Genomic DNA, 21,965 nt, shown 5'->3' on the forward strand with positions numbered 1-21,965 from the left:
AAAATTCCCACAAAGCTCTCCCCTAGGATGAAAAGTCCGTCAATGGTGAGAAAAGGAGAGCCTCCATGCTCGATTCCCTCGAACGCACCTTCGGATTCCGGGCCTTCCGGCCCGGTCAGGAAGCAACGGTTTCGGCGGTGTTGTCCGGCCGTTCGGTGGCGGCGATCTTTCCCACCGGCTCCGGCAAATCGCTTTGCTATCAGTTGCCGGCCGTGCTGCTGCCGCATCTGACCCTGGTGGTTTCACCGCTGCTGGCGCTGATGCAGGACCAACTGGCCTTCCTTGCCGCTCGCGGCATTCCCGCGGCCAGCATCGACTCGACGCAGAGCCGTGAGCAGGTGCAGGCGACCATGGCGCGCGCCAAGTCCGGCGAACTCAAGATCCTGATGATTTCGGTGGAGCGCCTGAAGAACGAGCGCTTTCGCCACTTCATCGGCCAGGTGCCGATCTCGTTGCTGGTGGTGGATGAGGCCCATTGCATTTCCGAGTGGGGGCACAACTTCCGCCCCGATTACCTGAAGCTGCCGGACTATCAGAAGCAATTCGGTATTCCCCAGGTACTCTTGCTCACCGCCACGGCAACGCCGGCGGTGATCGCCGATATGCGCGAGAAGTTCGCCATCGCCGCCGCCGACGTCATTACCACCGGCTTCTATCGGGCAAACCTGAACCTGCAGGTGGAGCCCGTCAGCGGAACGGCCAGAACCGCCCGCCTGGTCGAGTGGCTAGGCGCGCGCGCAGGGCAGCCCAGCATCGTCTACGTGACCCAGCAGAAGACCGCCGAGGAATTGGCCGCGCAGCTTTGCGGGCACGGCATTCCCGCCAGCGCCTACCATGCCGGCATGGACTACGCCGACCGCGAACGGGTGCAGCGGCGCTTCATGGCCGGCACGCTGAACTGTATCGTCGCCACCATCGCGTTCGGCATGGGCATCGACAAGAGCGATATCCGCAACGTCGTGCACTTCGACCTGCCCAAGTCGATCGAGAACTACAGCCAGGAAATCGGCCGCGCCGGGCGTGATGGCCAGCCCTCGGATTGTCTGGTACTGGCCAACCGCGACAGCCTCAGTGTGTTGGAGAACTTCGTTTATGGGGATACCCCCGAGCGCGAGGGCATCCAGTGCGTGTTGCAGGAGATCGCCAGTGCTCGCGAAGGGCAGTGGGAGCTGATGCTTTCCTCGCTGTCGGAGCGCTCCAACATCCGTCCCCTGCCTCTCAAGACCCTGCTGGTGCAACTGCAGTTGCGCGGCATCATCGTCCCGCGGCACAGCTATTTCGCCGAGTACCGCTTCAAGACCCTGGTGGACGTTCAGGAGTTGCTCGGCCACTTCGACGGCGAGCGCCGGGCGTTCGTCGAAGCCATTCTCACCACCTCGCCGCGCGCCCGTACCTGGTCGACCCTGGACTTCGCCGCCCTCTACGAGCGCCACGGAGCCGAGCGCGGGCGAGTGGTCAGGGCGCTGGAGTACTTGCAGGAACGTGGCTGGATCGAGCTGGAAAGCCAGCAGATGACCGAAGTCTACGGCGTGCTCGATGCCGGCTTCGACCTCGATGCGCTGTGCGAAGCGCTGTATCGCTACTTCAAGCGCCAGGAGGGCAGCGAGATCGCGCGGATCGGCGCCATGCTCGCCTTGTTCGCCAGTGACGAATGCCTGAGCCGGCGTCTGGCGCGCTACTTTGGCGACGAGCGCGCGCCCGAGCACTGTGGACATTGCTCGGTGTGTCGCGGCCAGGTCGCCCGCCTGCCGGAACCGCCGGCGTTGCCGACACTGGCCGGGCAGGCGCTTCGGACCCGCTGCGGCGCCTTCCTCGACAAGTACCAGGCTGCCAGGGGCGTACCGCCCAGCGCCGACTGCGTGACCCGTTTCCTCTGTGGTATCGGCATGCCGTTCTTCACCCGCCTGCGCGCCCGCACCCTGCCGGGCTTCGCCGCGCTCGAGCGGTATTCCTACGAGCAGGTCTACGCCTGGATCGAGTGGCAACTGCCGGCCGGGGACGAAGGGGCTCACCCATCCTAGGGTGGGGCGTTCCTGGCGGGCGTCCCTTGTAGGGTGTGGGTAGGAATTCCCTCCTAGACTCAACCAGGCAGCCCTGTCTGCCGGCCGAGGAGCCCCCATGTCCGTCGAGCACCTGGATGTACTGATCGTTGGCGCCGGCCTGTCCGGCGTCGGCGCCGCCTACCATCTGATGAAGCACTGCCCGGGCAAGACTTTCGCCCTGCTCGAGGGACGCGAGGCGATGGGCGGCACCTGGGACCTGTTCCGCTATCCGGGCATTCGCTCCGATTCGGACATGTACACCCTGGGCTACAACTTCAAACCCTGGAGCGACCCCAAGGCCATCGCCGACGGCCCGTCGATCCGCCGCTATATCGTCGAGACCGCGCGGGAAAACGGCATCGACCAGAAGATCCGCTACCGCCATCGGCTGCTCAAGGCCGACTGGTGCAGCGACAGTGCGCGCTGGCAGCTCAGCGTACAGCGTGGCGACGATCCCGAGCCGCTTCGCATGAGCGCGCAGTTCCTCTTCATGTGCACCGGCTACTACCGCTACGAGGCCGGCTACACCCCGGAATTCAAAGGCCGCGAAGAGTTCAAGGGGCCGGTCATCCACCCGCAACTGTGGCCGCAGGACCTCGACTACGCCGACAAGCGCATCCTGGTCATCGGCAGCGGCGCCACCGCCGTCACCCTGGTGCCTGCGCTGACCGACAAGGCGCGTCACGTCAGCATGCTGCAGCGCTCGCCGTCCTACGTGATCAGCCTGCCGCAGAAAGACCCCCTAACGAATTTCCTGCGGCGCTTCCTCCCCGAGTCCTGGGTCTATCGCCAGGCGCGGGCGCGCAACGTGACCATGCAGATGATCTTCTTCCAGCTCTCCAAGATATTCCCCGGCCTGGTGCGCAAGGCGCTGCTGGGGCTGGTCCGCCGCCAGCTCGGCGAGGGCTTCGACATGCGTCACTTCAGCCCGCGCTACAAGCCCTGGGACGAGCGCGTCTGCTGCGTCCCCGACGGCGATCTGTTCAAGGCGCTGCGCCAGGGCAAGGCCTCGGTTGTCACCGAGCACATCGACAGCTTCTGCGACAAAGGCATTCGTCTGAAGTCCGGCGAGGTGCTCGAAGCCGATATCATCGTCACCGCCACCGGGCTAGATCTGCAGATGTTCGGCGGCGCCGAGCTGTCCGTGGATGGCCGGCCGTTCCAGATCAACCAGAGCATGGGCTACCGCGGCATCATGCTCCGCGACCTGCCCAACCTGGCCGCGGTGATCGGCTACACCAACGCCAGTTGGACGCTCAAGGCCGACCTGTCCAGCGAGTACTTCTGCCGCCTGATCAAGCACATGGATGCCATCGGCATGCGCCAGTGCACGCCGCGCAGCCATGCCGAGGTCCAGCCGGAGCCCTTCCTCAACCTCAACTCCGGCTACATCCAGCGCGCCGCCGAGAGGATGCCCAAGCAGGGCGACCGCATGCCCTGGAAGCTCTACCAGAACTACGCACTGGACCTTTTGCTGCTGCGCCATGGCAAGGTCGAGGACGGCTACCTGGTGTTTTCCTCCGCCAAGCCCGGCGTCAGCGACAACCCGGCGTTGAACGCGGTCGAGGGTTGAACCCCATTGCCTCCGGCCGCGTCTGGCGCGGCTTTCTCCTTTCGATGATTTTCATCAGGAAAATTGCCTGAAGGCTCTGCGCGGGCGGTTTACCATGGCCGCCATTCGTTACCCAGCCATCCAACAGGAGTCTTTCCATGCTTATCGAAGAAGCCATCCGCAGCCGCCGCGCCGTCAAAGGTTACGATTCGACCTTCGTCCTCAGCCGCGAAGAGAAGGATGAACTGCTGCAACTGGCCATGCTGGCGCCGTCGGCCTTCAACCTGCAGCACGTGCGTCTGGTCGAAGTCAGCGATCCGAAGCTGCGCGAGAACATCCGTGAAGTGGCCTGGGGGCAGGCGCAAGTCACCGACGCGTCGCTGCTGGTGGTGGTCTGCGCCCAGCTCGACAGCTGGGAAAAGAACGCCCGCCGCGTCTGGGACGGCGCGCCCCAGGAAGTGCAGGACTACATGGCTGGCGCCATCGACAACTACTACCGGGGCAAGCCGCAGGTGCAGCGCGATGAAACCATGCGTAGCTGCGGCCTGATGGCGCAGACCCTGATGCTCGCCGCGCGCGCCAAGGGCCTGGACTCCTGCCCGATGGACGGCTTCGATTTCGACGCCGTGGCCAAGCTGATCAACCTGCCGGAAAACCATGTGATCGGCCTGATGGTCGCGGTCGGCAAGCAGAGCGTGGCGCCCAAGCCGCGCGTGGGCAAGCTGACGCTGGACGAAGTGGTGATCCGCGACCGCTTCTGAGACCTGTCGCTCCCCAACGAACGCGCCTCCGGGCGCGTTTCGTTTTTCTGCGCGTTGCACCTGGCGAGGATTCCCGGCGGCGGCTCCGCGCTGCGGCTCGGTGGCGTGTGTGCCTGCGCGGCGGGAGCGGCCCAGGCCGTTCCATCATCGGATCAGCGGGCGGCGCCTCAGACCCGCTCCCAGACCTCGAAGGCATACGCCGGGGTGTCCGCCGTCGCCGCGTGTTCGATGCTCGAAGCCAGGTGCCAGCGACTCTCGTCCAGCTCGGGGAAGTGCGCGTCGCCCTCGGGGCTCAAGGCCACGCGGGTCAGGTAGAGGCGCTCGGCCAGCGGCATGGCTTCGGTGTAGAGCTGGGCGCCGCCGATCAGCATCAGTTCCTCGGCGTCCTCTTCGCGAGCCCATTGTTCGGCGCGCTGCAAGGCCGCGTGCAGGTCGGCGAAGACTTCCGCGCCTTCCAGTCGCAGGTCGGCCTGGCGGCTGACCACCAGGTTGAGCCGGCCGGGCAGCGGGCGGCCCAGCGAGTCCCAGGTCTTGCGGCCCATGATCACCGGTTTGCCCAAGGTCAGCGCCTTGAAGTGCTTGAGATCCGCCGGCAGGTGCCAGGGCAGGCGGTTGTCCACGCCTATCACGCGGTTCTCGGCGAGGGCGGCGATCATCGCCAGCGGCAGTCGGGAAGTGGCTTCGGCCATCGTTGCTCCAGTCTCGGGTTCGGGGGGCGCTCAGGCGCAGAGAATACCAGCCGTTGCGCCGCTCGCGCCGTTCCTTGGTTCGGTGCGCGCTCGCGGCATGTTACCGCCGCGGGCGGACGTGCGCGGCGGCAGCGGTTATGCTTCCGGCTCAGAGCCGATTGCTGGAGCCCCCGTGAGCGTAACCGCCCCACCTTCCGCCTTCGATCGTCTGTGGCTGAGCGAAACCGTGCGTCTGCGCGAGGAGCACGCCGGCCCGCTGGAGGACGCCGAAGCCAACCGTCGCGCCATCGCCGCCGGTGGCGACCTGGCCCGGCGCATCGAATCCCGCGCCCTGTGGCTGGCCGGCCGCGACCAGCTCGATACGGCCCTGCGCACCTGGAAGCAGGGCGCGCACCTGGCTTTCTACCTGTTGATCGTCCTTGCCCTGTTCAGTGGCGCCGGCCTGGCGCTGGCCGCGCTGGGTGATGGGCAGCGCCCGGTCAATGTGTTCTGGGCCATCGCCAGCCTGCTCGGTCTCGATCTGCTGATGCTGCTGGGCTGGGCCTGCGGTTTCGCGCTCGGGGGCGGCGAGGCGGCCGGCGCCCTCGGACGCCTGTGGCTGTGGTTGAGCGGCAAGCTAGCGCGCGACGCCCACGCTGTGCAATTGGCCCCGGCGCTACTGGTGTTGCTGGGGCGCCAGGGCCTGACCCGCTGGGTGCTCGGCATGCTGGTCCACGGCCTCTGGCTGCTGGCGCTGAGCGCGGCGCTGGTGGTGCTGCTGGCGTTGCTGTCGACGCGGCGCTACGGCTTTGTCTGGGAAACCACCATTCTCGGCAGCGACACCTTCGTCGTCCTGACTCAAGGCCTGGGCGCGCTGCCGGCGCTGGTCGGTTTCCCCCTGCCGGACAGCGCGCTGGTGCGCGCCAGCGGCGATGCCTTGGTGGCCAGCGAGGCGGCGCGGCACGCCTGGGCCGGCTGGCTGGTCGGCATCCTGCTGGCCTACGGCGTACTGCCGCGCCTGGCGCTCTGGCTGCTCTGCCTGTGGCGCTGGCAACGTGGCCGCGCGGGCCTGGCCCTGGACCTGGCGCTGCCCGGCTACAGCCTGCTGCGCGAGCGCCTGCTGCCGAGCAGCGAGCGCCTCGGCGTGAGTGACGCCGCGCCGGACGCGCTGTTCGAAGCGCAGGCGCAGGCGCCGGCCTCCGTGGCCGAGGGGGCGCTGCTGGTGGCCATCGAACTGGATGACAGCCAGCCCTGGCCGCCGAAACTGCCGCGCGCGGTGGCCGACGCCGGCGTGCTCGACGATGGCGCCCAACGCCGTCGTCTGCTCGAACAACTGACCCGCTATCCGCCGGCCCGCCTGGCCATTGCCTGCGACCCGCGGCGTTCGCCGGACCGCGGCACCCTGGCGCTGATCGCCGAGCTGTCGCGCTGCGCCGGCGCCACCCGCGTCTGGCTGCTGCAACCACCGCCGGGCGCCAGCCAGGACAGCGCGCGCCTGGCCGATTGGCACGCGGCCATCGATACCCTGGCTCTGCCACACAGCAGCGCGGCGCCGATGAGCTGGCTGGAGAGCGGCCATGACTGAGCCACTCAAGCTGGCGGTGGTCGGCCACACCAACGTCGGCAAGACCTCGCTGCTACGCACCCTGACCCGCGACGTCGGCTTCGGCGAGGTCTCCCATCGCCCGAGCACCACGCGGCATGTCGAGGGCGCGCGACTGTCGGTGGACGGCCAGGCGCTGCTCGAACTCTACGACACCCCTGGGCTGGAGGACGCCATCGCCCTGCGCGACTACCTGGACGCCCTGGAGCGCCCCGGCGAGCGCCTGGACGGCCCCGACAAGTTGCGGCGCTTCCTCGATGGCAGCGAGGCGCGCGGGCGCTTCGAGCAAGAGGCCAAGGTGCTGCGCCAATTGCTTGCCTCCGATGCCGGGCTCTATGTGATCGATGCCCGCGAGCCGGTGCTGGCCAAGTACCGCGACGAGCTGGCCGTGCTCGCCGGTTGCGCGCGACCGCTGCTGCCGGTACTGAATTTCGTCGCCTCCGCCGAGCACCGCGAGGCGCAATGGCGCGAAGCCCTGTCGCGCCTTGGCCTGCACGCGCTGGTGCGCTTCGACAGCGTGGCGCCGCCGCTGGACGGCGAGCGGCGGCTCTATGAGAGCCTTGCCCTGTTGCTGGAAAAGGCCCGGCCGCCATTGGACCGACTGATCGCCGATCACGAGGCCCAGGCGCTCGCCCGCCGCGAGGCCGGCGCCACCTTGATCGCCGAGCTGCTGGTGGATGTCGCCGCCTGCCGCAACCTGGTTCCCGGCGATGCCGAGGCCATCCGCCGCGCCACCGAGGCCTTGCGCGGTCGCGTGCGCAAGCGTGAGGACGCCTGCGTGCAGGCGCTGCTGCGGCTCTATGCCTTCCGCCAGGATGACGCCCGTGCCGCCGATCTGCCGTTGCTCGATGGCCGCTGGGGCGATGACCTGTTCAACCCGGAAACCCTGCGCCAGCTCGGCGTGCGCCTGGGCGGCGGGGTGGCCGCCGGAGCCGCCGCCGGCGCCGGCATCGACCTGCTGGTCGGCGGCCTGACCCTGGGCGCCGCTACCGCCATCGGCGCCTTGGCCGGTGGGGCCTGGCAGACGGTCGGCCATTATGGTCAACGCCTGCTCGGCAAGCTCAAGGGCCAGCGCGAACTCTCGGTGGACGACAGCGTGTTGCGCCTGCTCGCCCTGCGCCAGCGCCAGTTGCTGGCGGCCCTGCAGGCGCGCGGCCATGCGGCCATGGAGGCGATCCGCGTGGCTTCGCCGGAGGACCAGCAATGGCGCGAAGGCAGGCTGCCGGATGCCCTGCGCAAGGCCCGCGCACACCCGGAATGGTCGACCCTCAACGGCGGCAAGCGCGTGGAAAAGAGCGAGCGCCAGGAGCAAGTGGCGGCGCTCGCCACGCAACTGCTGGAGCCGTAGGGCAATGAAATAACGCCTTCTGCTTTATGCCTGACGTTTGCCGAGGGGGCGTGTCATGCCTGCGATCGCCTGGCTCATCCCAGGCTGATCATCTCCACGTCGATCCGGCCCTCGGCGATCGTCAGGATCGCCAGCGAAATCGGCAGTTTGAAGCGCCGTGGCCCGGCGCTGCCGGGGTTGAGATAGCGCACGCCGTCGCGGACTTCGTCCAGCGGCTGGTGCGAGTGGCCGGCGAGGACCAGGTCGATGCCCGCGGCGCGCGGGTCGATGGCCAGCCGTTTGAGGTCGTGGATCAGGTACAGGTGCAGGCCGCCGAATACCAGGCTGAGGCTTTCCGGGAGGGACTCGGCCCAGGCCTCGCTGTCGTTGTTGCCACGCACGGCCTGCAGCGGCGCCAGCTCGCGCAGGGCAGCGAGGATCTGCGGTTTGCCGATGTCGCCCAGGTGCAGTAGGTGCTGGCAGCCGCGCAGGGCATCCAGGGCTTCGGGACGCAGCAGGCCGTGGGTGTCGGCGATCACGCCGAGGCGCAGGGAACTGTTCATGCGCCCAGCATAAACGACGACGCCAGCGCTGGGTGGCGTCGTCGAGGACTCAGTGTTGAGCGCTGGCCGCTGGCGCTTCCGGCAGGAACCAGTTCAGCAGCAGGGCGCAGATGCCGCCGGTGGCGACACCGGATTCCAGCACGTTGCGCAGCGCCAGCGGCATGTGCGCGAGGAATTCCGGCACCTGCGAAACACCCAGGCCGAGGGCCAGGCTGACGGCGATGATCAGCAGGGCGCGGCGATCCAGATGGATGCCGGCGAGGATGTTGATGCCCGAGGCGGCGACCGCGCCGAACATCACCATGGCCGCGCCGCCGAGCACCGGCTCGGGCACCGCCTGGATCACCCCGGCGACGCTGGGGAACAGGCCCAGCAGCACCAGCATCAGAGCCAGCCACACGCCGATGTGGCGGCTGGCCACGCCGGTGAGCTGAATGACGCCGTTGTTCTGCGCGAAGATCGAACTGGGGAAGGTATTGAACAGCCCTGCCAGCAGCGAGTTGGCGCCGTTGACCAGTACCCCGCCCTTGATCCGCTGCATCCACAGCGGGCCTTCCACCGGCTGCTTCGACACCTTGCTGGTGGCGGTGACATCGCCGATGGCTTCCAGGGAGGTGACCAGGTAGATCACCAGCATCGGGATGAACAGGCTCCAGGAGAAGCTGATGCCGAAGTGCAGCGGGGTCGGCACCTGGAACAGCGCGGCCTGGTGCATGCCGGTGAAGTCCAGGCGGCCGAGGTAACCGGCCAGGGCGTAGCCGACCGCCAGGGCGATGACGATGGCGCCGCTACGCATCCACACCACCGGGATGCGGTTGAGCAGCACGATGATCGCCAGCACCACGCCGGACAGCAGCAGGTTCTCGCCGTTGGCGAAGGTGCCGTTGGCCATTGCCGAGAAGCCGCCGCCCATGCTGATCAGGCCGACCTTGATCAGCGTCAGGCCGATCATCAGCACGACGATGCCGGTCACCAGCGGGGTGATCAGGCGTTTGACGAAAGGCAGGATGCGCGAGATGCCCATTTCGACGAAGGAACCGGCGATGACCACGCCGAAGATCGAGGCCATCACGGCCTCGACCGGCGTGCCTTGCTTGACCATCAGCGCGCCGCCGGCGATCAGCGGGCCGACGAAGTTGAAGCTGGTGCCCTGGACGATCAGCAGTCCGGCGCCGAAGGGACCGAAGCGCTTGCACTGGACGAAGGTGGCGATGCCGGAGATGACCAGCGACATCGACAGAATCAGGTTGGTGTCATGGGCCGAGACGCCTAGCGCCTGGCAGATCAGCAGGCCGGGGGTGACGATGGGCACGATGATCGCCAGCAGGTGCTGCAGCGCGGCGAGCAGGGCCACGGGCAGCGCGGGGCGGTCTTCCAGACCGTAGACCAGGTCGTGCTGTACCGGGTCGGCGGAGGCGGGGTTTTCGAAGGAACTCATGGCGGCAGTCCGAAAAAAGAGCGGGATTCTACTGGCCACGGCGATGACCGCCCAGTGCCATAGGGCAGGCAAGAAAAAGCCCGGCGCATGGGCCGGGCTTTTTCTGTCTGCGCGAGCGATCAGCCGTCGAGCAGCGCCTTGTTGCGCACGGCGCCCTTGTCGGCGCTGGTGGCGAGCAGGGCGTAGGCTTTCAGCGCGGTGCTGACCTTGCGCGCGCGCGGTTGCGCCGGCTTCCAGCCTTTCTTGTCCTGTTCGACGCGGCGGGCGGCCAGTTCTTCGTCGCTGACCAGCAGGTTGATCGAGCGATTGGGAATGTCGATCAGGACCTTGTCGCCGTCCTGTACCAGGCCGATGGCGCCGCCAGCGGCGGCTTCCGGAGAGGCGTGGCCGATGGACAGGCCGGAGGTGCCGCCGGAGAAGCGGCCGTCGGTCAGCAGGGCGCAGGCTTTGCCCAGGCCCTTGGACTTCAGGTAGGAGGTCGGGTAGAGCATTTCCTGCATGCCCGGGCCGCCTTTCGGGCCTTCGTAGCGGATGATCACGATGTCGCCCGGCTTGACCTCGTCGGCGAGGATGCCGCGCACGGCGCCGTCCTGGCTTTCGTAGATCTTCGCGGTGCCTTCGAAGACATGGATGGACTCATCCACGCCGGCGGTCTTCACTACGCAGCCGTCGAGGGCGATGTTGCCGTAGAGCACGGCCAGGCCGCCTTCCTTCGAGTAGGCGTGCTCGACGCTGCGAATGCAGCCTTCGGCGCGGTCGTCGTCGAGGGTCGGCCAGCGGGTCGACTGGCTGAACGCGACCTGGCTCGGGATGCCTGCCGGGCCGGCCCGGAAGAAGGTGTGGACGGCTTCGTCGCGGGTCTGGGTGATGTCCCACTGGGCGATGGCGTCGGCCATGCTCGGGCTGTGCACGGTCGGTACGTCGGTGTGCAGCAGGCCGCCACGGGCCAGTTCGCCGAGGATGGAGAAGATACCGCCGGCGCGGTGCACGTCTTCCATGTGGTACTTCTGGATGTTCGGCGCCACCTTGCACAGCTGCGGCACCTTGCGCGACAGGCGATCGATGTCGCGCAGGTCGAAGGGCACGTCCGCCTCCTGGGCCGCGGCCAGCAGGTGCAGGATGGTGTTGGTCGAGCCGCCCATGGCGATGTCCAGGGTCATGGCGTTCTCGAAGGCCTTGAAGCTGGCGACGTTGCGCGGCAGCACGCTGTCGTCGCCTTCGCCGTAGTAGCGCTGGCAGAGTTCCACGGCCAGGCGCCCGGCGCGCAGGAACAGTTGCTCGCGGTCGGCGTGGGTGGCCAGGGTCGAGCCGTTGCCCGGCAGCGACAGGCCCAGGGCTTCGGTCAGGCAGTTCATCGAGTTGGCGGTGAACATGCCGGAGCAGGAGCCGCAGGTCGGGCAGGCGCTGCGCTCGTACTCGGCGACCTTCTCGTCGGAGCAGGAGTCGTCGGCGGCCGCGACCATGGCGTCGACCAGGTCCAGGCCGTGGCTGGCCAGCTTGGTCTTGCCGGCTTCCATCGGACCGCCGGAAACGAAGACCACCGGGATGTTCAGGCGCAGGGCGGCCATCAGCATGCCGGGGGTGATCTTGTCGCAGTTGGAGATGCAGACGATGGCGTCGGCGCAGTGGGCGTTGACCATGTACTCGACGGAGTCGGCGATGATCTCGCGGCTCGGCAGCGAATAGAGCATGCCGTCATGGCCCATGGCGATGCCGTCGTCCACCGCGATGGTGTTGAACTCCTTGGCCACGCCGCCGGCTTTTTCGATCTCGCGGGCGACCAGTTGGCCGAGGTCCTTCAGGTGCACGTGGCCGGGCACGAACTGGGTGAAGGAGTTGGCGATGGCGATGATCGGTTTCTTGAAGTCTTCGTCCTTCATCCCGGTGGCGCGCCAGAGGGCGCGGGCGCCGGCCATGTTGCGGCCGTGGGTGGAGGTCTTCGAACGGTAATCGGGCATGACGAGTTCCTGCGGCTAATCAGGTATCGGTAAGAGTCGTATCGTGAGCGTCGCACGAAACACATGCAAACGGCAGATGGAGCTGCATGTTCGGAGGGGACCGCAAGGCGGGGCGGGGTCTCCGCCCGCGCGGCCGGGGCTCACAGGCCCGCCGGGGGATGTTGGCGAGGAATGCCCGGATTCTACGCCGGCCCCGACCGCCAGGGGAAGGCTGGCGGTCGGGCGTCGCGCTGCGCGGCTCGTCAGCTGTTGGGCAGCAGGCGGCAGGTCAGGCTCTTGATGTAGCGGGTTTCCGGGATGGCCATGTGCACCGGGTGGTCCGGGCCCTGGCCGCCGCGTTCGAGCAGTTGGATATTGCGGTCCAGGTGGCGGGCGCTGCCGAGCAGGATGTTCTGCAGGTCGTCCTCGGGCAGGTGCATGGAGCAGGAGGCGCTGACCAGGATGCCGTCCTTGCTCAGCAGGCGCATGGCCTGTTCGTTGAGGCGGCGGTAGGCGGCCTCGCCGTTCTTCAGGTCCTTCTTGCGCTTGATGAAGGCGGGCGGGTCGGCGATGACCACGTCGAAGCGCTCGTCGGCAGCCTTCAGCTCGCGCAGGGCGTCGAACACGTCGCCTTCGACGCAGGCGACCTTCTCCGCCAGGCCGTTGAGGGTGGCGTTGCGCTCGACGCCATCGAGGGCGAAGCCGGAGGCATCGACGCACATCACTTCACTGGCGCCGAAGGCCGCGGCCTGGATGCCCCAGCCACCGATGTAGCTGAACAGGTCGAGCACGCGTTTGCCCTGGACATAGGGCGCCAGGCGCGCGCGGTTCATGCGGTGGTCGTAGAACCAGCCGGTCTTCTGCCCGGCCAGCACCGGCGCTTCGAACTTCACACCGTTCTCTTCCAGGGCGACCCACTCCGGCACGTCGCCATAGGCGTTGGCCACGTAGCGCTCCAGGCCTTCGGCATCGCGCGCGCTGGAGTCGTTCTTCCACAGCACGGCGCTCGGCTTGATCACCTGCAACAGCGCGGCGAGCACGTCGTCCTTGTGCTTTTCCATGGTCGCCGAGGCCAGTTGCGCCACCAGTACGTCGCCGAAACGGTCCACCACCAAGCCGGGAAGCAGGTCGGAGTCACCGTAGACCAGGCGGTAGAAGGGCTTGTCGAAGAGGCGCTCGCGCAGGCTGAGGGCAACGTTCAGGCGGTGAACCAGCAGCGATTTGTCGAGAACGTGCTTGACGTCGCGGGAGACCAGGCGGGCGCAGATCAGGTTGTTCGGGCTCATGGCGACCACGCCCAGCGGCTTGCCATTGGCCATTTCGAGGATCGCCTGTTCGCCGGCGGCGAAGGTGTTCAGCGGGGTGGCGGCGACATCCACTTCGTTGCTGTAGACCCACAGGTGGCCGGCGCGCAGGCGGCGCTCGGCGTTGGCTTTCAGACGCAAGCTGGGCAGGGTCATGGCGGTGCTCCGGGAAAAAGAGCGCGATTATAGCAACGTGCCGGGGTAGCGCCGAGGTCCGGCTGGCGCGGGATCGGCCGGCGTAGCGGGGCTGCGGCCAGCTTCCGTGGTCAGTGCCGATGGTGGAGGCTGGCGCTGGCTTTGACGAATCTTCAACAAATACCCCCTGCTCGACCGGCCACGACTCTGGTTAAACTGTGCGCCCCGTCAACTTTCTCCCAGCCACCATGTCCCCCGAACTTTCCGCCGAGCAGATCCGCCAGGTATTGCAGGGCATCAGCGTGCCGCCTCAACCACAGATCATGGTCGATCTGCAGATGGAACAGGTGATGCCCAATCCCGACCTGAAGTCCATCGCCAAGCTGATCAGCCAGGACCCGGGACTTTCGGGGGCGTTGCTCAAACTGGTGAATTCGCCGTTCTTCGGCCTGGCCAATCGCATCACCTCGATCCAGCGCGCGGTGAACCTGCTGGGCAGCCGCTCGGTGATCAACCTGATCAACGCGCAGTCGATCAAGGGCGAGATGAGCGACGACACCATCGTCACCCTCAATCGCTTCTGGGATACCGCCCAGGACGTGGCCATGAGCTGCCTGACGCTGGCCAAGCGCATCGGCTACGAGTCGGTGGACGAGGCTTATGCCCTGGGGTTGTTCCACAACTGCGGCATTCCGCTGATGCTCAAGCGCTTCCCGCACTACATGGCGGTGCTCGAAGAAGCCTACGCCAGCGCCGGCGACGAGCGCCGCGTGGTGGACACCGAGAACCGCGTGCTGAACACCAACCACGCGGTGGTCGGTTACTTCACCGCGCGCTCCTGGCGCCTGCCGGAGCACGTCTGCGAGGCCATCGCCAACCATCACAACGCGCTCTCGGTGTTCAGCGATGAAAGCAGCCGCGACACCCAACTGAAGAACCTGCTGGCGATCCTCAAGATGGCCGAGCACATCTGCGGCTCGCACCGGGTGCTGGGCAACCAGCCGGAAGACCATGAGTGGGAGAGCATCCGCAGCAAGGTGCTGGACTACGTCGGTCTGACCGAATACGAGTTCGAGAACCTCAAGTCGAGCATTCTCGAACTGGGCGTGGGGCAGGGCAGCTACTGATTCTGCCGATATGAAAAAGCCGGGCATTGCCCGGCTGTCCATGCTCGGCACGGCGCGCATCCGCGGTCGCGCGGATGCGGCGCTCCGGCCGCAGCGGGCGCTTCAGTCGAGCATGTCGCTGAAGCGCTCGTCTTTCTTGTACACCAGCGGCTGGGCGAAGCCCGGCACCTTCAGGCTGTCGGCGGTGATCTGGATGGCGCTGTCGTCGATCATGTCGTGGCCGAAGTTGTAGATGATGTCGAACTGCCCCTTCAGTGCCTGCTCGTCGTAGCGCTGCGCCGCGGCGCGGGTTTCCTCGCGGCGCGACAGGTAGTCGTCGAAGGCTTTCTGGCCGTGGCGCTTGCGCAGCATCTTCTCGGTGACGCGCGGCGACAGCACCACGCCGGTGGCGTTGTTGCCGCCGAAGCCCTTGGAGTTGATGAAGCAGACGTCCAGGTCGTCGCGGCGGGTGTCACGGTTGGACAGGCGGATGTGGGCTTGGTGCACGTCGTCGGCGAAGGTCTCGACGGTCTTGATGCCGGGCAGCAGGCCGTACTTGAAGGTGCCCAGGGCGGAAGCCATCTGGTCGGCGCTGGCGGTGGCCAGGGAGTGGCCGACGAAGGCCTTGACCGCGGCCACCGGCCAGTCGGCGATGCCGAAGGCGGCAGCGACGCGGTCGAGGATTTCCGATTCGGTGACGCGGTTGGCTGGCGTGCTGGAGCCGTGGGCATGCACGAAGCTGCGCTGGCGCACGGCGTCCGGGCCGACGATCTGCATGGCGGCGGCGACGGCCTTGGCCATGGTCAGGTAGTTGCCCGGGCCGGGGGCGGAAATGGACTTCTTGAAGCCATCGGCGTTGGTGAAGACGTCGGTCACCGCGCCGTGGATGTCGGCGCCCAGTTCCAGGGCCAGGGCGTCGTCCATCAGCACCACGTACTGGCTGGATTCGGCCAGGGTGAAGCCGCAGTTCTCGCCGAACGGGCGGCTGGCGCGGCGGAAGTCGACCTCGTCGCGGCCTTCGATGTGGCGCAGGCCTTCTTCGGTGGCCAGGGCGCTCATGGCGGCGTAGCCCTCGACGATTTCCGAGGTGATCGGCGCTTCGCTGTTACCGACCACGACCACGCGGGCCTGGCCGGAGGTGATGACCTCGATACCTTTCTGCAGGTTGTAGAGGAAGGTGGCGCAGGCGCCGGTGACACTGCCGGTGAGGCCGACACTGCCCAGCACGTAGGCGTTGATGAAGTCGGTGGGCATGCTGTTGAAGCCCAGCGGCAGTTGCTTGGCGCTGACCCGGTGACCCCTCAGGCGCGATTGCAGCAGACCGCCGAAACCGTTCTCGTCGAGCTGGCTCATGATGCTGCTGGAGAACACGGCGATTTCGTCGGGCTGCACGTGGTCGACGATGCGCTGCCAGTCGATGCCGATCGAGCGGATCGCATCGGTGGCGCCGATCACCGCCATCTGCAGGCCGCGCGGATGGAAACGCGAGTTGTAGAGTTCGCCCGGCTCGAAGCCGGTGGGCAACTGGCCGGCGGACTTCACCGACATCTCGCGGTAGCTGTCGACTTTCACTTCGCAGCTGTCGTGCAGGGTCACCCGCACTTCGTTGTCGCCCAGTGGCTCGACCGACCAGTTGGCCGGCAGCGGTTCGGGCAGTTGCTTGCGTTGGGTGGTGAAGCTCAGCGGGCTGGCGGCGTCGGCTTCGATGGTGAGGCTTTTGTGCCAGTGCGCGGCGTTGACGTCGAAGTAGCGCGCTTCGATGCGGCGGATCAGGGTCGATTCGAGAATCTGTGCGCTATAGCGCTGCTCGATCTCAGCGAGGCTCAGGCTGTCGCCCTCGGCGCTGCTGCGGTAATGGCCGTCCTCGAACTTGACCAGCTTCATCATGACCGCCAGGCCGGCGAGGGTCTCCTGGCGGGCGGCGTTGTCCAGCGATTCGAGGACGGTACGGCGGAAGCCGTGGTGGAAGGAACTGCGACCCGCTGCGTTATACCCACCAAAACCAACGATGACCGGTAGTCGAGACATCTCTCGGGAACTCCTTCAAATTGTCCGTCCTGTGCTGGCTGGATGACGCGGCCGGGGGGAGCAGGCAAGGCACGGCGGCGGGTATCACGGGCCAAAAGGGCACAAGCCAGGCAGCAGCTCTGTGATTGGAATGCATATGCTGACGAGGATGATGACTGTCGAGTCACGCCTTTGGCCAGGGATTACCGGCGAAAAAGCGACGAACATGCATTCCGGGCTGGGGCAGAGTGTCCGGGCAGGCGCCGGGAAGGAGGCCGGGAGCCAGAGCGGCTCCCGGGTTTGTGGCGAGGTTGCCGCCAGGCTCAGCGGTACTCGATGCCGGCTTTCTGGGTGCTGACGCGGGTGCCGGCCTTGCCCTGGGTGATGGCGACGATGTCGGTCAGCGAGCCGATCACCGCGTCCTTGCCGGTGGCGCGGGCGAACTCGCTGGCGGCCTGGACCTTCGGACCCATGGAGCCGGCGGCGAAGCCGAGGCGTTCCAGTTCGTCCGGGTGGGCTTGGGCGATGGCCTTCTGGGTCGGTTTGCCCCAGTCGATGTAGGCCGCGTCGACATCAGTGGCGATGATCAGGATGTCGGCGTCCAGCTCCTGGGCCAGCAGTGAGGAGCAGAGGTCCTTGTCGATCACGGCCTCGACGCCGGAGAGCTTCTTGCCCGACTCGTCGTACATCGTCGGGATGCCGCCACCGCCGGCGCAGATGACGATGGTGCCTTTCTCCAGCAACCATTTCACCGGGCGGATTTCGAAAATGCGCTTCGGCCGGGGGCTCGGCACCACGCGGCGGAACTTGTCGCCGTCGGGGGCGATGCTCCAGCCTTTTTCCTTGGCCAGGGCCTCGGCTTCCGCCTTGGCATACACCGGGCCGATGGGCTTGGTCGGGTGCTGGAAGGCCGGGTCCTTGGGGTCCACTTCGACCTGGGTGAGGATGGTCGCGAAGGGCTGCTCGAAGGGCAAGAGGTTGCCCATTTCCTGTTCGATCATGTAGCCGATCATGCCCTCGGTTTCGGCGCCGAGCACGTCCAGCGGATAGGTCGCGACCTTCTCGTAGGCGGCGCCTTGCAAAGCCAGCAGGCCGACCTGCGGACCATTGCCGTGGGCAATCACCAGTTCGTTGCCGGGCGCTACTTTGGCGATCTGTTCGCTGGCTATCCGCACATTTTCACGTTGGTTTTCCGCAGTCATGGGCTCGCCACGACGCAGCAGGGCGTTGCCACCCAAGGCGACGACGATTCGCATAGTTCATCTCCCTTCGGAATGAGTGTTCCTCCCGGGGCGTCCGCCCCGGGAGGTCGCCGGATCAGAGGTCGGCGAGGGTGGAGACGAGGATCGCCTTGATCGTGTGCATGCGGTTTTCCGCCTGGTCGAAGGCGATGCAATAGGGCGATTCGAAGACGTCATCGGTGACTTCGATGCCGTTCTTCAGGTTCGGATACTGCTCGGCGATCTGTTTGCCGACCTTGGTCTCGCTGTTGTGGAAGGCCGGCAGGCAGTGCATGAATTTCACCCGCGGATTACCGGCGGCTTTCATCATGTCCATGTTGACCTGGTAGGGCAGCAGTTCCTTGATGCGCTCGCCCCAGGCCTCCACCGGTTCGCCCATGGAGACCCAGACGTCGGTGTGGATGAAGTCCACACCCTTGACCGCGGCCTTGGCGTCCTCGGTGAGGGTGATGCGTGCACCGCTCTCTTCGGCGAACTTCTTGCAGGCGGCGACGTGCTCGTCGCTCGGCCACAGGGCCTTGGGCGCGGCGATGCGCACGTCCATGCCGAGCTTGGCGCCGATCAGCAGCAGCGAGTTGCCCATGTTGTTGCGGGCGTCGCCCAGGTAGGCGTAGGCGATGTCGTGCAGCGGCTTGTCGCTGTGCTCGCGCATGGTCAGCACGTCGGCAAGCATCTGCGTCGGGTGGTATTCGTCGGTCAGACCGTTGAACACCGGAACGCCGGCGAACTTCGCCAGTTCCTCGACGATCTCCTGCTTGAAGCCGCGATATTCGATGGCGTCGTACATGCGGCCGAGCACGCGGGCGGTGTCCTTCATGCTTTCTTTGTGGCCGATCTGCGAGGACGTCGGATCGATATAGGTGACATTGGCGCCCTGATCATAGGCGGCGACTTCGAAAGCGCAGCGGGTGCGGGTGGAGGTCTTCTCGAAGATCAGTGCGATGTTGTTGCCTTTCAGATGCTGCTGCTCGGTACCGGTGTATTTGGCGCGCTTCAGGTCGCGGGACAGATCGAGCAGATAGCGCAACTCCTGCGTGGTGTGGTGCATCAGGCTGAGCAGGTTGCGGTTGCGAATGTTGAAAGCCATGTTCTTTCTCCTTGTGGGGCGAAATCTCGGCCTCGTCAGTACAGCTCTTGGCTGGCGGGGCGGGCGGCCCGGATGGGGCCGCCGCGTTGCGTTGGGATGGTGTGCGGGGATCAGTAGTCGATCGGGTCGCGGAGGATCGGGCAGGTCATGCAGTGGCCGCCGCCACGGCCACGGCCGAGCTCGCTGGCACTGATGGTGATGACCTCGACCCCGGCCTTGCGCAGCAGGGTGTTGGTGTAGGTGTTGCGGTCGTAACCGACCACCACGCCCGGTTCGATGCAGACCACGTTGTTGCCGTCGTCCCACTGTTCGCGTTCGGCGGCGAAGCTGTTGCCACCGGTTTCGACGATGCGCAGTTTTTTCAGCTTGAGGGATTCGGCGACCACGTCGACGAAGCTTTTCTCCTCGCGGCGGATGCTGATGCCGTAGGGACTGCTGCTGTCCGGGCGGAGGGTGAAGGGCACGATCTCCTTGACCACTTCCGGGAAGAGAGTCACCAGGTCGCGGTCGCAGAAGCTGAACACGGTGTCCAGGTGCATGGCCGCGCGCGACTTCGGCAGGCCGGCGACCACCACGCGCTCGGCGGCGCCCTTGGCGAACAGTGCCTGGGCGACCTGGCCGATGGCTTGCCGCGAAGTGCGCTCGCCCATGCCGATCAGCACGGTGCCGTTGCCGATCGGCATGACGTCGCCCCCTTCCAGGGTCGAGGCGCCGTGATCCTTGTCCGGATCGCCGTACCAGACTTCGAACTGGGCATTGGTGAATTCTGGGTGGAACTTGTAGATCGCGGAGGTCAGCAGGGTTTCCTGACGTCGCGCCGGCCAATACATCGGGTTGAGGGTGACGCCGCCATAGATCCAGCAGGTGGTGTCACGGGTGAACTGGGTGTTCGGCAGCGGCGGCAGCAGGAAGCTGGAGTGGCCCAGGTACTCGCGGTACATCTTGAGGATGTTGGCGCCTTCGCTGGCCGGCATATCGTCGGCGGCGACGCCACCGATGAGGAACTCGGCGAGCTTGCGCGGTTCCAGGCTTTCCAGCCAGGAGCGGACTTCGCCGGTGAGGCCGATACCGACGGTGTCGGCGGTGATCTTGCGATCGAGAATCCACTTCAGGGCTTCGGGGTTCTGGATGGTCTCGGTCAGCAGGTTGTGCATTTCCAGCACATCCACGCCGCGCTCACGCATCTTGGTGACGAAGTCGAAGTGGTCGCGCTTGGCCTGGTTGACCCAGATGACGTCGTCGAACAGCAACTCGTCGCAGTTGCTGGGGGTCAGGCGCTGATGGGCGAGGCCAGGCGAGCAGACCATGACTTTGCGCAATTTGCCAGCTTCGGAGTGGACGCCAAGTTTGGTTTTTTCCGTGCTCATGAGAGTCTCCTGTGTCACAGGGTGAGGAAGCCGTCGTAGAGTCCATAGGCCGCGATGACTGCGCCGATGACGACTGCGGCAAAGATGAGCTTCTCGACGTTGGTGAATACCGGTTGGCCGACTTCATGCTTGGCTTTGGCGAAAAGGATGGCGCCAGGGGCATACAACAGTGCCGACAACAGCAGGTATTTCAGGCCGCCGGCATAGATCAGCCAGATCGCATAGATCAGGGAGATCGCGCCGATGACCAGGTCTTTGGTGCGGTCACGGGAATCGTTTTCGTAGGTCTCGCCACGCAGCGGCAGCAGCACCGCATAAGCCGCCGACCAGAAGTACGGGATCAGGATCATCGACGTGGCCAAGTAGATCAGCTTCAGGTAAGTGCTGGCGCTGAACAGGGTGATGATCAGGAATACCTGCACGCAGCCGTTGGTCAGCCACAGGGCGTTGGCCGGAACCTGCTTGGCGTTCTCCTTGCGGATGAACTCGGGCATGGTGTGGTCCTTGGCCGCGGCGAACATGATTTCGGCGCAGAGCAGGACCCACGAGAGCAGCGCACCGAGCAGTGAGATCACCAGACCGATGCTGATCAGTACCGCCCCCCAGTGGCCGACGACATGCTCGAGCACGCCGGCCATCGACGGGTTCTGCAGCTTGGCCAGTTCCGGTTGGGTCATGATGCCGAGCGACAGGATGTTCACCAGCACCAGCAACAGCAGCACGATGACGAAGCCGATGATGGTCGCCTTACCGACATCCGTGCGGATTTCGGCGCGGGCCGAGAAGATGCTCGCCCCCTCGATGCCGATGAACACCCACACGGTGACCAGCATCATGTTGCGCACCTGATTCATCACACTGCCGAGTTCGGGGTTGTTCAGGCCCCAGATGTCCGCGCTGAAGATATCCAGCTTGAAGGCGAACAGGCAGATCAGGATGAACAGGAACAGCGGCACCATCTTGGCGATGGTGGTCACCACGTTGACGAATGCCGCCTCCTTGATCCCGCGTAATACCAAGAAGTGCACCGCCCACAGCAGTATGGAGGCGCAGATGATGGAGGCCACGGTGTTGCCTTCACCGAAGATCGGGAAGAAGTAGCCGAGCGTGGAGAACAGTAGGACGAAGTAACCGACGTTACCGATCCAGGCGCTGATCCAGTAACCCCAGGCTGAAGAGAAACCCATGTAGTCGCCGAATCCGGCCTTGGCGTAGGCGTACACACCGCCGTCGAGTTGCGGTTTGCGATTGGCGAGGGTCTGGAAGACGAAGGCCAGGGCCAGCATCCCGACTGCGGTGATGGCCCAACCAATGAGGATCGCCCCAACGTCCGCGCTGGCGGCCATGTTCTGTGGTAGCGAGAAAATCCCTCCTCCTACCATGGAACCGATCACTAAAGCCGTTAATGCGCCGAGTCGTAGTTTTTGGCTGCTTTCTTGCGACATTTTTCGGAATCTCCCTATAGGAGTTGGAGAGTGTAGTCATTAGGCGCCGACTGTCAGGGACACCCCCTGATGTAAATCAATAGCCTGCTAACAAATGGTTCCAACTGCGCGGCGGTGCCTGTCCGCTTGATCAAAAAGATAGGAGAGGTTCAGCGAAGACGCTTTGATTTAGATGGGTTCGAAGTGACATTTCGACGTTGGAAGCGTGACGAATAGATGGCACGGGCAAAGCGCGGGGGAGCGTCCGGGATGACGCGAAGGAGCTGGAGGCGTGTCGGGTTGGGCGCCGAGTGCTGCCAGCAACCCAATGCACTCTGGAAAAAAGCCCGGCGCGGCCGGGCTTGATTCATCCAGTGCTTTGGGTCCGGACAGGATCGCTGCG

At 65.8% G+C, this 21,965-nt stretch carries 16 protein-coding genes; 6 read left to right on the forward strand and 10 right to left on the reverse strand.

Translation table 11 applies throughout. The features are described 5' to 3' along the window. Positions 1-65 precede the first annotated feature (65 nt). From BLQ74_RS19185 to BLQ74_RS19195, 3 genes are all read left to right on the forward strand, one after another. Positions 66-2,021 carry a RecQ family ATP-dependent DNA helicase gene (locus tag BLQ74_RS19185; RefSeq protein WP_090265135.1) on the forward strand — a complete coding sequence of 652 codons (1,956 nt, stop codon included), beginning with the start codon at positions 66-68 and terminating at the stop codon, positions 2,019-2,021. Positions 2,022-2,118: 97 nt separating this feature from the next. Then, a complete protein-coding gene (locus BLQ74_RS19190) occupies positions 2,119-3,615 on the forward strand; it encodes a flavin-containing monooxygenase (RefSeq protein ID WP_090265137.1) in 1,497 nt (498 codons plus the stop codon). Between the two features lie 137 nt (positions 3,616-3,752). Next, entirely contained in the window at positions 3,753-4,355 is a 603-nt protein-coding gene (locus tag BLQ74_RS19195) for a nitroreductase family protein (protein WP_090265139.1), read from the forward strand. Positions 4,356-4,522: 167 nt separating this feature from the next. Here BLQ74_RS19195 and BLQ74_RS19200 read toward each other — a convergent pair whose 3' ends face one another. Then, entirely contained in the window at positions 4,523-5,044 is a 522-nt protein-coding gene (locus tag BLQ74_RS19200) for a dihydrofolate reductase (RefSeq protein ID WP_090265141.1), read from the reverse strand. Positions 5,045-5,216: 172 nt separating this feature from the next. Here BLQ74_RS19200 and BLQ74_RS19205 point away from each other — a divergent pair, with 172 nt between their 5' ends. Then, positions 5,217-6,608, forward strand: a complete 1,392-nt coding sequence (locus tag BLQ74_RS19205; protein WP_244507224.1) for a DUF2868 domain-containing protein — start codon at positions 5,217-5,219, stop codon at positions 6,606-6,608. Further along, positions 6,601-7,974, forward strand: a complete 1,374-nt coding sequence (locus tag BLQ74_RS19210; protein ID WP_090265145.1) for a GTPase/DUF3482 domain-containing protein — start codon at positions 6,601-6,603, stop codon at positions 7,972-7,974. Before BLQ74_RS19205 ends, BLQ74_RS19210 begins: the two co-directional genes overlap by 8 nt. 74 nt (positions 7,975-8,048) lie before the next feature. Here the strand turns inward: BLQ74_RS19210 and BLQ74_RS19215 are convergent, their stop codons facing one another. The 4 genes from BLQ74_RS19215 to BLQ74_RS19230 all read right to left on the reverse strand — a co-directional run bounded on the left by BLQ74_RS19215 (position 8,049) and on the right by BLQ74_RS19230 (position 13,351). Then, complete coding sequence (locus tag BLQ74_RS19215) at positions 8,049-8,516, reverse strand: metallophosphoesterase family protein (RefSeq protein WP_090265147.1); 468 nt, start codon at positions 8,514-8,516, stop codon at positions 8,049-8,051. A gap of 49 nt (positions 8,517-8,565) precedes the next feature. Next, positions 8,566-9,954 carry a nucleobase:cation symporter-2 family protein gene (locus BLQ74_RS19220; protein ID WP_090265149.1) on the reverse strand — a complete coding sequence of 463 codons (1,389 nt, stop codon included), beginning with the start codon at positions 9,952-9,954 and terminating at the stop codon, positions 8,566-8,568. 119 nt (positions 9,955-10,073) lie between these two features. Continuing rightward, on the reverse strand, positions 10,074-11,912 hold the full coding sequence (ilvD, locus tag BLQ74_RS19225; protein ID WP_090265151.1) for a dihydroxy-acid dehydratase: 1,839 nt from the start codon (positions 11,910-11,912) through the stop codon (positions 10,074-10,076). Between the two features lie 242 nt (positions 11,913-12,154). Beyond that, the gene (locus tag BLQ74_RS19230) at positions 12,155-13,351 is read right to left on the reverse strand and encodes a class I SAM-dependent rRNA methyltransferase (RefSeq protein ID WP_090265153.1); all 1,197 of its coding nucleotides are present in this window, start codon (positions 13,349-13,351) and stop codon (positions 12,155-12,157) included. 281 nt (positions 13,352-13,632) lie between these two features. On the opposite strand from BLQ74_RS19230, the gene BLQ74_RS19235 reads away from it, so the two are divergent. Continuing rightward, a complete protein-coding gene (locus BLQ74_RS19235) occupies positions 13,633-14,457 on the forward strand; it encodes an HDOD domain-containing protein (RefSeq protein ID WP_090265512.1) in 825 nt (274 codons plus the stop codon). A gap of 102 nt (positions 14,458-14,559) precedes the next feature. Here the strand turns inward: BLQ74_RS19235 and BLQ74_RS19240 are convergent, their stop codons facing one another. The 5 genes from BLQ74_RS19240 to arcD all read right to left on the reverse strand — a co-directional run bounded on the left by BLQ74_RS19240 (position 14,560) and on the right by arcD (position 21,583). Then, on the reverse strand, positions 14,560-16,464 hold the full coding sequence (locus BLQ74_RS19240; protein ID WP_090265155.1) for a beta-ketoacyl synthase: 1,905 nt from the start codon (positions 16,462-16,464) through the stop codon (positions 14,560-14,562). Positions 16,465-16,766: 302 nt separating this feature from the next. Continuing rightward, positions 16,767-17,699 (reverse strand): carbamate kinase, encoded by a 933-nt coding sequence (arcC, locus tag BLQ74_RS19245; protein ID WP_090265157.1) that lies wholly within the window; start codon positions 17,697-17,699, stop codon positions 16,767-16,769. Between the two features lie 61 nt (positions 17,700-17,760). Beyond that, on the reverse strand, positions 17,761-18,771 hold the full coding sequence (locus BLQ74_RS19250) for an ornithine carbamoyltransferase (RefSeq protein ID WP_090265160.1): 1,011 nt from the start codon (positions 18,769-18,771) through the stop codon (positions 17,761-17,763). 110 nt (positions 18,772-18,881) lie between these two features. Continuing rightward, a complete protein-coding gene (gene arcA, locus BLQ74_RS19255; protein WP_090265162.1) occupies positions 18,882-20,138 on the reverse strand; it encodes an arginine deiminase in 1,257 nt (418 codons plus the stop codon). Between the two features lie 14 nt (positions 20,139-20,152). Then, positions 20,153-21,583, reverse strand: coding sequence for an arginine-ornithine antiporter (arcD, locus tag BLQ74_RS19260; RefSeq protein ID WP_090265164.1), 1,431 nt, complete (start codon positions 21,581-21,583; stop codon positions 20,153-20,155). Between the last annotated feature and the right edge of the window lie 382 nt (positions 21,584-21,965).

This window comes from Pseudomonas panipatensis (assembly GCF_900099785.1).
Classification (GTDB): Bacteria; Pseudomonadota; Gammaproteobacteria; order Pseudomonadales; family Pseudomonadaceae; genus Pseudomonas; species Pseudomonas panipatensis.